The 12572-nt window shown below is 45.5% G+C and carries 9 protein-coding genes; 7 read left to right on the top strand and 2 right to left on the bottom strand.

Annotated elements, in window-relative coordinates; genetic code table 11:
* Positions 1-80 precede the first annotated feature (80 nt).
* Both rho and trxA read right to left on the bottom strand, forming a co-directional pair.
* Complete coding sequence (gene rho, locus KIH43_RS04740) at positions 81-1343, bottom strand: transcription termination factor Rho (RefSeq protein ID WP_296967818.1); 1263 nt, start codon at positions 1341-1343, stop codon at positions 81-83.
* 265 nt (positions 1344-1608) lie between these two features.
* Positions 1609-1935 (bottom strand): thioredoxin TrxA, encoded by a 327-nt coding sequence (gene trxA, locus KIH43_RS04745; protein ID WP_068948270.1) that lies wholly within the window; start codon positions 1933-1935, stop codon positions 1609-1611.
* A 131-nt stretch (positions 1936-2066) separates the two neighbouring features.
* Between trxA and KIH43_RS04750 the strand changes: the two genes are divergently transcribed.
* From KIH43_RS04750 to KIH43_RS04780, 7 genes are all read left to right on the top strand, one after another.
* Positions 2067-5036 (top strand): PD-(D/E)XK nuclease family protein, encoded by a 2970-nt coding sequence (locus tag KIH43_RS04750; protein ID WP_297718282.1) that lies wholly within the window; start codon positions 2067-2069, stop codon positions 5034-5036.
* 8 nt (positions 5037-5044) lie between these two features.
* Entirely contained in the window at positions 5045-8587 is a 3543-nt protein-coding gene (locus KIH43_RS04755) for a UvrD-helicase domain-containing protein (protein WP_297718285.1), read from the top strand.
* A 117-nt stretch (positions 8588-8704) separates the two neighbouring features.
* Positions 8705-9505, top strand: coding sequence for a tetratricopeptide repeat protein (locus KIH43_RS04760; RefSeq protein WP_296970471.1), 801 nt, complete (start codon positions 8705-8707; stop codon positions 9503-9505).
* Positions 9506-9822: 317 nt separating this feature from the next.
* The gene (gene umuD, locus KIH43_RS04765) at positions 9823-10320 is read left to right on the top strand and encodes a translesion error-prone DNA polymerase V autoproteolytic subunit (protein ID WP_296970472.1); all 498 of its coding nucleotides are present in this window, start codon (positions 9823-9825) and stop codon (positions 10318-10320) included.
* Complete coding sequence (locus KIH43_RS04770) at positions 10317-11624, top strand: Y-family DNA polymerase (protein WP_297718288.1); 1308 nt, start codon at positions 10317-10319, stop codon at positions 11622-11624. Before umuD ends, KIH43_RS04770 begins: the two co-directional genes overlap by 4 nt.
* Before the next feature lie 106 nt (positions 11625-11730).
* Complete coding sequence (locus KIH43_RS04775) at positions 11731-11874, top strand: hypothetical protein (protein ID WP_296970477.1); 144 nt, start codon at positions 11731-11733, stop codon at positions 11872-11874.
* 152 nt (positions 11875-12026) lie between these two features.
* Entirely contained in the window at positions 12027-12569 is a 543-nt protein-coding gene (locus KIH43_RS04780; protein ID WP_296970479.1) for a TIGR00645 family protein, read from the top strand.
* Positions 12570-12572: the final 3 nt, after the last annotated feature.

Consider the following 12572-nt stretch of genomic DNA (forward strand, 5'->3'; position numbering starts at 1 on the left):
CGAAATTATGCCATGAAATCAATAACAAAGCGCTGTTTTGAGGGGTAAAAAAGCCCAAAAAAGGCCTCAAACCCCCTAAATTAGCCTCCGCGACGCATCAGGTCGAAGAATTCCCCGTTATTTTTGGTGGATTTGAGCTTATCTACGATGAAGTTCATCGCCTCGATATCGTCCATATCAGCCAGTAATTTACGCAATACCCAGATCTTCTGGAGGTTTTCTGGTTTCACCAGCAATTCCTCGCGGCGAGTACCGGACTTGTTCAAGTTGATCGATGGATAGACACGACGTTCTGCCAAGCGACGCTCAAGGTGTACTTCCATATTGCCGGTGCCCTTGAACTCTTCATAGATGAGGTCATCCATACGGCTGCCAGTTTCAATCAGGGCAGTAGCGATGATCGTTAATGAGCCACCTTCTTCAATGTTACGAGCAGCACCAAAGAAACGCTTAGGACGTTGCAATGCATTAGCGTCCACACCACCAGAGAGTACTTTTCCGGATGAAGGTACAACCGTGTTGTATGCGCGGGCTAGACGTGTGATGGAGTCTAGCAAGATGATGACATCTTTGCCCATCTCCACAAGACGTTTTGCTTTTTCAATCACCATTTCAGCAACTTGCACGTGACGCACTGCAGGCTCGTCAAAGGTTGAGGCAACGACTTCACCGCGCACAGAGCGCTGCATCTCAGTCACCTCTTCAGGACGCTCATCTACTAGCAACACAATCAAAATGGCATCGGGATTGTTTGCAGAAATGGCATGTGCGATATGCTGCATCATCACTGTCTTACCAGATTTAGGTGATGCCACAATCAAACCACGTTGGCCATAACCAATCGGGGAAATCATATCGATAATGCGGCCCGTTAAATTTTCTTCTGCTTTGATGTCGCGCTCTAAGCCAATGACCCGGTTAGGATGCAGCGGCGTCAAGTTCTCGAACATGATGCGGTTCTTCAGAGCTTCTGGGGCTAAGCCATTGATCTTGTCGACCTTCACTAAGGCAAAGTAACGCTCACCGTCTTTGGGGGTGCGCACTTCACCTTCAACGCTATCGCCAGTATGCAAATTAAAGCGACGAATTTGCGCAGGGGAGATATAAATGTCATCCGGTGATGCCATGTAGGAAGTTTCTGGGGAACGTAAGAAACCAAAACCATCTGGCAATACTTCTAAGGTGCCGTCACCATAAACCGTTTCACCGGCCTTGGCGCGTTTTTTCAGAATGGCAAACATCAATTCTTGTTTGCGCATACGTTGCGTGTTTTCAATCTCCAAGCCAGCTGCCATTTCAAGCAGTGCGGATACGTGTAGGCCTTTGAGTTCAGTTAATTGCATGTGTTTCTCGGGTGTGAATAAAAATGAATGAGTAAATTGTGTTTTGAGTAAAGACCGCGCTGATCAAGATCACGCAGATAAGAAAACAGAATTTTTGAGTTTGCTAAAAGAAGGGGGATAAATTTCTAGGAAGGGCGCGCTCGGTAAAACTAGAAGCGACGCTGAACTGCTTATAAACGCAATACTACACTAAAAACAGGGTCTGACAAGCGTAAAAACAGAAAAAACCACAGGCTCAACTGGTGAACCTGTGGTCAATGATGATTTACAGATGACTATCAATAAATGCGGTCAACTGAGATTTGGCCAATGCGCCTACTTTTTGAGCAGCAACTGTGCCATTTTTAAAGAGGATTAAGGTAGGAATGCCGCGAATATTGAATTGGGCAGGGACACCTTGGTTCTCATCCACATTCATTTTGGCAATTTGCAACTTATCGCCATATTCACCGGAGAGTTCTTCCAGGATAGGGCCGATCATTTTGCAAGGACCACACCATTCGGCCCAGAAGTCGAGCAGAACAGGTTTATCGGACTTGAGGACGTCTTGTTCAAAAGAGGCGTCAGTTACATATTTAATGCCGGCACTCATGAAAATTCCTTATTTAGGCTTATTGGTGACTGATATTGTTATAGCGTTACAACGCTTATATTAGCAATAAGCGCAAGAATCTGCTCAAAATTGAAAATTCGACCCAAAACCTAAACCCAAAACACGGCTCAATGTTGCACCCATTTCCGACTATTTCTGATCAAAAGCAAGTGCTGTCATGGGCAATTAGCCCTGATGCCAGCGCGCTGGAGCAGTTAGCAAAAGGGATTTGGGATGGTGCACTGCAAACCCAAGTGCGCCCACTCGTGGTGCTCAGTACTGCGGGACCCTTAATTGGGCTAAGAGCTGCCTTAGAAAAAACTCGCCCAACAAACTTACCCGATCACCTAGCTTTTTTGCCGCAAGTCATGAGTTTTGCAGATTGGTTGGAAGCCGCCCCTGGCGCATGGAAGTTTCCAAAGAAGCAAAGTGATTTGGAAAGATGGTTAAGTGTTTATTCGACATTGCGTAATCATGTGGATTTGCAATCATGGTTCAAGGCGGAGACTGAAAGTGGTGCATGGGGTTTAGCACAAGCAATTGTGCAAGCATGCGATACCTTATCTAAAACTATTAGCCCACAGTTGCAAACAAAGCTTCGTGAATTGATGAAGCAAGATCAATCCCTTTGGATTAGATTTGCTGAACTGTCTCAAGTAAAAGCTCAACAACTGCTTGACTCCATCATCACCCAAGTCTATTCGGGTATGTCACGCAAAGTAGTGGATCAAGAGACTAAAGTGCTACTCACTTTTTGGCGATACATTGCCAGCGTGAGTGATCCTGCGTTTCGTAATCAGTTTGCTATGGCAGCTCATCTTGAAGCGATCGCCAAGGAGAATGTGCCCAAGAGGCCATTGATCTGGGTTGAGACTGCCGATCCTACGCCGATAGATCAAGAAATCATTCATCAATTCCTTGGCGAGTATGTGCAATATGCACCAGCTATAGAGGTCAAAATGGATTGGCGTGAAGTGGGATTGTGGCCAGAAGCGATCGGTACGGATGACGCGCAATCCATGGCGGTGGCAAATGCTAAGCGAGCACGCAGTCATCAATGGCATTTAATTTCTGCCAAGCGCTTCGAAGAGCTGGCATGGGCAACGGCCAAAAGTGTTGAACAGCATTTAATCGATGGCAAAACCAAGATTGCACTTGTGGCACAAGATCGTTTGGTAGCCAGAAGGGCGCGAGCACTGCTTGCACGTTTAGGCCCATCGCTCAATATTCGAGACGAGACTGGGTGGAAGCTTTCTACAACAAGAGCAGCTGCCGCACTAAATAGTTTTTTAGAACTCATCAGAGCGCCAAAAGATGGTCCAAGCGCAAAGGTTTTACTAGAATTTTTGCAAAATCCGTTTTTAGATTTGGGGAAAATTCTTCATCGTGATGCATCAGGATGTATAGGCCTTCTTGCAGAGCTTGAAGATATATTAGTAGCCAGTAAAGCAGAGTCTGGTTGGAAAACTTTTCATATCGCCATTGAAGGCGCTCAAGATTGCGCCGCTAAAACGATGGGAGGAGCGCCAAGCGCTGCATTATTAGAGTTGTTGCAGTTTGTGAGAGAGCGTCATCATGAGTGGTTGATTCTCAAAGTGGATTGCACAAAAGCTTATGCTTTGCTGCAAAAAAACCTTCAGACTACAGGAATGGAGCGAGGTCTTGAGCAAGACTCGGCGGGTAAGCAATTATTAGAAGTTCTAAAGACGTTTGATTTAAGCAAAACCCAGTATCAAGATGTGCCAATACGGCTGAGTGAATGGCTTAGTCTATTAAAAACTGTCATTGAAGATGCTAGTTACCAAGAGATTGGTAAAGAAGCAAAAGCGACCCTAAGTATCTTGCCCTTAAGCTCTACTCGTATGCGTGATTTTGATGCAGTCGTAGTAGTGGGTTGTGATGAGCAGCAGTTACCTGCATATTCAGAGCAACCATTATTTTTCTCTGATGCGCTCAGTCAACTTTTAAAAAGTTCAACGATTGCAATGCAGTTCATTCAGCAAGCTAGAGATCTTTCGCAACTATTGATTTCTTGCGCTAGTGTCGATCTACTTTGGCAAAGTAAGAGCAATAATGGCGAGCCGTTGCGACCATCTGCTTGGATCCAGCGCCTACAAAATCAGATTGGCTGGGAGGCTATTCCTGCGCAAACGCATCAACGTTTCTTCGCCGCCAAGCCAATGAGTATGGCGGTGGCGAAATTTGAAGAAGCATTGCCGATGCCATTGTCCATGAGTCCGAGCGCCTATAAAGCTTTGCGAGATTGTCCTTATCGCTATTACGTTCGCAGTCTGTTGGGAATTCGTAAAAATAAGGAGTTTGATGAAGGTTTTGACGCCTCCTTGGCTGGGCAGACCTTGCATAAACTACTTAAGCGCTTTTACCAGGCACTCAAAACATATGAGCATACAAATCCTGCAATTAAGGCCGATCAAAATCAACGACGTGTCTGGATGGAGAAGAATCTCTACATCTATTCGGAGCAAGAGTTTTCTCCGTTAATCGAGGGCGATGCCAGGGTAATGGGCACGTTAAGGGATTGGCAAAAACAAATCCCAAGTTTTATTGATTGGCAATTACAACGAGAGCTTGCTGGATGGGAGTACTTTGACGGTGAAGTCAAAGTGGGGTTTGAATTGCCATTTCAAGACAATCAGGGTCATCGCAAAACCATTCGCATTGAGGGTTTTGCGGATCGCTTTGATGTCCAAACAGATAATGCCAGAATTGCTTCAGTAATCGATTACAAAAACCAACGCTTTGAACGTGTGAAGGTGCGTTCCGATCATTTATTGGATGATCCGCAGCTATTAATCTATGCTCGGGCTGCCAATGAAGATCAGGAAAATCATAAATTGGCGGGTCATCAGGTGCGTCAGGCTGAATGGGTTGCTTTAAAAGCTGATCTATCAAAGGGTGAGCAAAATGCAGTGCGCTCTCAAGAGGTGGGGGATGTCCCTGCTTTGCTTAATCAGTTCACAGAACAAATTACTGATGATGTTGAGCAGCTTTGGGCTCAAAAACCCATGCCGGCTTTTGCGCCTGAGGGCGTTTGCCAATACTGTGAGGCCCGCGGTATATGCAGAAAGGGTATCTGGTGAGCTATCAGATGAGCGAGCTAAACAGCATGCTTCCAGAAAAGCAACCCTATTCAGAAAAGCTCGCGTGCGATCCTCAGCGATCGGTCATTGTTTCCGCCTGTGCCGGAAGTGGAAAGACCTGGTTGTTAGTTGCGCGTATGGTGCGTCTTTTGTTAGCGGACGTAAAGCCACAAGAAATTCTTGCACTTACCTTTACACGCAAAGCTGCCCAAGAGATGCGTGATCGTTTGTATGAAGTGTTAGAGCAATTCTCAAAAGCGGAAGATGATGCTCTTACGAAAGAGCTCGTCATGCGAGGCATGGATCCAGAGCAAGCAAAACAAGCGTTGCCTAAAGCTCGTATATTGTTTGAGCAGGTACTGGCGAGTCCTCAGCCCATTGTGATCGATACTTTTCATGGTTGGTTTGGCAAATTATTGGGCGCGGCACCGGTATCTTTGGGTGTTCAACCTGGGTTGATGTTGCGTGAGGATGCGAAGCGTTTACAGGAAGAATGCTTGGATGATTGGTGGGGTGATCTCACGCCCGAGCATAAGGCGCATTACGACGTTTTACTAAAGAAGCTCGGTTCACATGAAACGCAAAAAATATTGATGGGAAGAGGCAGCCTCTTCAAGCAACGAGGCGCCTGGACTTTTTTTGCAAAAGAGTGCGAGCGAGCTCAAATCAAACCCATCGAACGCCTTAAGGAAATGCTACACAAACTGCATTTGGCCAATCCACTGTTAGCACTATGGAATGCGCCAAATGCATTAGCAGATTTGGAATTTTTGGAGAGATGCTTTGTAAACAGTAGCACTCAAGATAGTGATTTATTGGAATATCTGCGACCTGCAATTGCCTGCAAGAAGTATGGCGGCGATGTTATGGAGGTGGCTGGCGTTTTCCAAACTACTTTCTTAACTAAAGATGACCCTAAATTTCGTAGCAATAATAATAAGGCTTTGGGAGAGGCGAAAAAATATCTCGAGAAGCTTGGCGAGGCGCATCGAATTGAGGAGTTTATTGCCATCAAACAGGCCTGGGGGCATGCCTTTGAAAATTACCTCTTTTGGCAGGCCGAGCAAGATGTATATGAAATGAATGAAGCATGGTTTGCGCTTAATCAATCCATGATGGCGCATGCTAATGCCGTAAAAGAAAATATGCGCGTGCGAGATTTTGACGATTTGGAGATTGGCGTGAGTGTGTTGATGAATGACTCGGCCAATGCTGCCTACTTGCAGGCAAGATTAGATGCCAAATACAAGCAAATATTAGTTGATGAATTTCAAGATACTAATCCATTGCAATGGCAAATCTTGCGAGCATGGTTAGCTGGATATAGCGAGGGAGATGAAAAGCCCAAGGTATTTATTGTTGGCGATCCAAAGCAATCCATTTATCGGTTTCGTCGAGCCGATCCAAGATTGTTTGTCAGCGCAAGCGCATTTTTGCATCAGAACCTAGGCGCTGCTTACATTGAGCAAAACACAACCCGGCGTAATGCTCCGCAAATCAATAAAGCGGTGAATAAAATCTTCACTGGAGAGCAAGTTCCCCCTGAGTATCCATTTACTAAGCAAGAAACGCTGTGGGCAAGCCCTAAGAGCAATATGCCTGCAGGTGTATATGCAAATGAAGGGGAGGTTTACTTACTGCCTTTGATGCAGTATGCAGAAAAAGCGGATGAGGCAAGAAAGGGCAGCGCTTTTGATGAAGCGATTACTGACACTAGCGAGACTGTTGCCGTAGTTCAGCGACAGAAAGAGGGTGAATATGTTGCTCGGCTAATTAAGGAAGTGATGGCTACTCGCAAAGTGGCGGATAAAGAGGATGGAAAAGAAGTTTGGCGTACTCCTCGGGCAAGCGATTTTTTATTGCTGGTTAAACGTCGTAAATATCTGACGCAGTATGAGAGAGCTCTGCGTGAAGCGGATCTAGCGTATGAGAGTTCACGTTTGGGCGGTCTGCTAAATACTCTTGAGATTGATGATCTTATCGCCTTGTTGACGGTTCTCGTCACACCTCGCCATGATTTGCCATTAGCGCAAGTTTTGCGTAGCCCGATTTTTGGATTTTCTGAAAAGCAAATGCAGCAGCTTGCGGTTGCTATGACCTCTGGTCAATATCGTTCTTGGTGGGATGCCTTACAAGATAGTCAGGATTCTAAATTGCAGGTGGCTGCACGCTATCTTCATCACTGGCATCTTCTTGGCGAGCGCTTACCAGTGCATGATTTATTAGACCGTATTTATCAAGAAGGAGACGTGCGTATTAAGTACGCTATCGTTTGTCAGGAAATTGATCGTCCACAAGTATTGGCAAACTTAGATGCTTTCTTGGAGGTAGCACTCAATCAAGATGGCGGTCAATACCCGAGTTTAAGTCGCTTCATTCAGGAAATTAATGCCAAGCGTCGTGGCGATGACGATGAAACGCCTGATGAGGGTGATGTTGATGTTGCAAGTGATGACAACCTGGTTGATATTGATGATGAAAACGAAATGTCAGAAGAGGATCGTCATAAGCGCGTACGCTTGATGACGATTCATGGGGCAAAAGGCTTGGAATCTCCCTTCGTTATCATCCTGGATGCAAACAATACCGATACAAATGTGGACTATAGCGGCGTCTTGATTGATTGGTCCCCCGAAAGAGAGAGTCCTTCCCATCTCTCCCTTTTCACCTCTAAAACATTAACTAGTCCACGTATTGAAATCAATGATGAGGAAAGACGAATTGGGGAGAATGAAAATTGGAACTTGCTCTACGTGGCGATGACGCGTGCTCGCCAGGGTCTTTGGATTAGCGGTGATGCTCAGAAGCCTACGAAGAATAATCCCGATGGTTTCGATAAAACATCTTGGTACGGTAAGGCCAGTACCGCTGAAATACCTATATATCAGCTGAGTCAAGATTCGGTGAGTAAGCCAAAAGACATTTCTCAACGAGTAACCAATGCGTCAGAAAGTGCAGTTGATGATTTTGTTTTGGCGTGGAGACCTGCGCAAGAGAGTCAGGCTCAATTACTACATGACATAGAAAGCGGCATCACCGTTGAGGTCTTTTCTGGCGAAAGTGAGCAAATACAAGAGCCCGATCCTGAAATCTTGGATGAGGGTGTGCACTTTCATAAGTTGCTCGAGTTTGTGACTGCCGACTCTACTAAACCACAAGCAGCGCAAATGCCGACTGAACAAGAGGTGATGAATTGGCTCGGCGTAGATCAATCGCATGCTGCACAAGTGCTCGAGCGCGTGCAAACCGTATTGGGGTCAGCAGAGCTCAAACCCTATCTCACCTCCGGTCAGTGGATCGCCGCATGGAATGAGTTGGATATTGCTAGTTCAGCAGGCAAGAGTTATCGCATAGACCGCTTAGTCGAGCTAGAGGACCATATTGCTATCCTTGATTACAAGTTAACTATTCCCGAGGTGGGAAGTGAGCAGTATGAAAAATACCGTGAGCAACTACAAAATTACCAAGCTGAGCTCAGTCGCATTCGCAAAGATAAGCCCAATAAGGCCTATTTAATCTCGTCAAGGGGCAAGATTCATCAAATTGGCTAATTACAGCCACCTTGAATTCCCCCTAAAAGCCCCCATATAGCTGGGGAATAGCAAAAATACCTAAACTAGCGATAATAAAAATCGTCGTGAAATATTTCACAAGGAGTCATGATGAAAATGCGTAACGTAATGAATGTATTAGCTGGCATATGCGCAGCAGCAGTATTGTTTACTAGCAATGCTGTTTTTGCCGAAGCAACATTGCCAGAGGTATACCAAGCAGTGCAATCTGGGCAGCTAGCAAAAGCAGATGCCATGATGAAAGAAGTATTACAAAATCATCCTAATAGCGCCAAGGCGCATTATGTAGCGGCAGAGCTGTATGTCAAAGAAGGGAAGTTAGAAGCTGCCCGCAACCATTTTCTGAAAGCGCAAAATCTTGCGCCAGGGTTGCCATTTGCTCAAGCTGAATCTGTGCAAAAACTGCAGATGCAATTATCTAGTGGAGCAGTAGGCCCAGTAGCTAATCCAAGTTCGATATTTAGTAATCCACTCTTTTGGGGTTTGATTGCAATCTTGGTGGTGGGCATCATCATTGTGATGCGACGTCGCAAAGCCGATGCAGTTGAAGTCTATAACGCACCTCGTGCAGGCTATCCCGGTACACCTGGCGGCCCTGCTGGTACTCCTCCTGGATATCCTGGTGCTCCAGCAGCAGGTGGTATGGGTAGCGGCCTGATGGGTAGCTTAGCAACGGGTGCTGCTTTAGGTGCCGGTATGGTTGCTGGTCAAGCTTTGGCAAATAGTTTGATGGGCGGCCATGATAGCGGGCACACCAATGCAAATCCCAATCTCACTCAAGTGGGCGGCCCAACTTCGTTAGATCCCAACTTTGGTATCAATGATGCGAGCTCTTGGGATGATGGTGGTGCGAGCTCTTGGGATGATGGCGGTGGTGACTTTATGAGTGATGTGTAATGAAGAAAAAAGTGGGGCTAGAAAATATTCGCAGTTAAACTAGCCCCATGCAATATTTTTCTGAAATCACTGAGACAATTCACCCATGGCTATTTCGCGTGAGTGTGTATTTGTCGAATGCGTTTTTGGATGACCCCGCATTACTTGCATTTGCTTTTTGCTAGAGCCTAATTCCCTTATCTAGAGGGTCTATTGAAACCACCTGCGGGTGGTTTTTTGTTGCCTAAATTTTGAGCAATAAGCTCAAAAACAACAAAAATAAGCGCATTTTTGAGGTTTTTATATATACTGTATAAACATACAGTATATTAATCACTATGACGCAAGTAACTATTTCTTCTAAAACGACACTGAGTCAGGCACCACAAGCCTTGGCAGGCCATTTTGCTGCCTATGAGCTCAAGCTCTTGAGTCACCGCATCTCTGCTGGATTTCCGAGTCCAGCGGCCGATTACGCGGAAGAGGGTTTGGACTTAAACCACTATCTCGTACAAAACAAGCCAGCGACTTTTATGTTCACCGTAAAAGGGGATTCTATGTTGGGCGCAGGTATTTGTGATGGCGACAAAGTGGTGGTTGATAAGGCGCTCAAGCCCAAACATAAAGATATTGTCGTCGCGGTCGTTGATGGTGAGTACACCATCAAGCGACTCTATCAATTGCGTGGCCGCATTGAGTTGCAACCAGAAAATCCCCACTATCAACCCATCACCTTTAGTGAAGGCCATGAATTACAAATTTGGGGCGTGGTAGTTGGGGTAGTGCGTAAGTACAGCAGCGCAAGTACTAGGTATAGCAAAGGTGAAAAATTATGAGCGCGCCATCTTCACCTTCTTTATTTGCTTTGGTCGACGTCAATAATTTTTACGTCTCTTGTGAGCGAGTATTTCAGCCGAAGTTAGAACAAGTGCCCATGGTGGTGCTATCGAATAACGATGGTTGTGCGGTAGCGCGGAGCGCAGAAGTGAAAGCGCTCGGTGTCAAGATGGGCACGCCCTGGTTTCAGATTCAGGATCTTGCTAAGCAACATGGCATTACTGCTTACTCCTCAAACTACACCCTCTATGGAGATATGAGTAACCGGGTAGTCCAGGTATTGCGTGGCTTTACACCCAATTTAGAGATCTACAGCATCGATGAAAGCTTTTTACAAATTGAAACTGTCTTAAAGCAATACCGTGACACGGTGGATTTTGGAAGGCAGGTGAAGCAGGCAGTAAAAGAGACTACAGGCCTGCCGGTATGCGTTGGTATTGGTGCGAGCAAAACTTTAGCAAAGTTTGCTAATCATCTCGCAAAAAAGCATCCCCAATTTTCTGGGGTATGTGATGTGAATGCGATGAGTAGAGAAGCGCTTTATCAATGGATGAGTGAGACTGAAGTTGGTGAGGTATGGGGTATTGGCAGGCAAATTGCTAAAAAACTCAAAGTACAAAAGATCCAAAGCGTATTTGATCTTTTGCAGACTTCACCGCAAGCAATGCGCCAGCAATTTGGCGTGGTCATGGAGCGTTTGTGCTACGAGTTGCGCGGCGTTTCATGTTTGAAGTTGGAAGAGGTAACCCCTGCTAAACAGCAAATCATTGCTTCTCGTAGTTTTGGTAAGTTAGTGACCAGTCAGACAGAGCTGGCCCAGTCAGTCGCTACGCATGCAGCGCGAGCGGCAGAGAAATTACGAAGCCAAGATGGCGTAACGGGTGCGCTTACGGTATTTATTCAAACAAACCCATTTAAGCAAAACGAGCCACAGCATCATCAAAGCATCACCATTCCGCTGGCAGAGGCTACAGACAATACGCTCACACTCACTAATGCAGCGCTCGCAGGACTGCAGCGCATTTATCAGCCACATTTTCGTTACAAGAAAGCCGGCGTCATTCTCAATTTAATTAGTGATAAGCCAACTATGCAGCAATCGCTCTTTGAGGACGTGCAAAGCAAGGGGAAGTCCGCAAGCCTCATGAAAGCGGTGGATGCGATCAACACGCGCTTTGGTAATGCGGTAATTCGTTCGGCAGCGGCCGGCACTCATCACACTAAGCAAGTATGGCAAATGCGCTCAAACAATAGATCACCTAACTACACCACTCAGTGGGATGAATTGCCGATAGCAAGGTAGGCGAGATGAAAAAAGAAGATAAAACCCCACTATTTTTTACAAGCTCATTTTGTGAGCTTTTGACCCACTAACCTGAATCCATCGTAGCAAATTAAGGAGAAAACACATGAACACCATTAGCAACTTGATGAACAACTTCAATGGCATTTCATTAGCAGTCATTATGGTTCTGTCCTATTGCGCAGTATTGAAAAATACTCAGCGTCATGAAAGTGCCTCACGAGACATATTTCATCGGGATTATCAGTAATTGCTGTAAAAGTTTGCAGTAAGGCCAAGATGGGGAATGAAGAAATCACGGATTCTTTATTCCCTAGTCAGGGCTGATGATCAATACCCCGCAGAATTACCCTTCAGCTTGCTAGGTCTTTTATTGCAACCAAAACTGGTTAATATTGGCCTATGAATCAAGACAAGCAAACCTATTTAGATAAAAAATTGCGTCCTTTGCCGCGCTGGATCTTTATGTCCCGCTGGTTACAGGCGCCTTTATATATTGGCCTGATAGTGGCCCAGGGTGTCTATGTTTGGCAGTTCTGGGTAGAACTCGTTCATCTGATTCAGATGATGGCCAATAAGACCATGACAGAGACCGCCTTAATGTTAATCGTCTTGGGTTTGATTGATGTGGTCATGATCTCTAATTTGCTGGTCATGGTGATCGTAGGCGGATGGGAAACTTTCGTATCACGCTTAGAGCTAGAGAATCATCCTGATCAACCTGAATGGCTATCTCATGTCAACGCTGGCGTATTGAAGGTCAAGCTAGCAACAGCCATTATTGGTATTTCTTCAATTCATTTGCTAAAGACATTTATTAATGCCGCCTCATATGATGAGAAAACGCTGATGTGGCAAACACTCATTCATATTACTTTTGTATTGTCGGCACTGGCAATTGCTTATACAGAAAAGATCGTAGCAGTAGCTCATAAGCCACATTGATCT

Origin of the sequence: Polynucleobacter sp. (assembly GCF_018500155.2) — a bacterium.
Classification (GTDB): Bacteria; Pseudomonadota; Gammaproteobacteria; order Burkholderiales; family Burkholderiaceae; genus Polynucleobacter.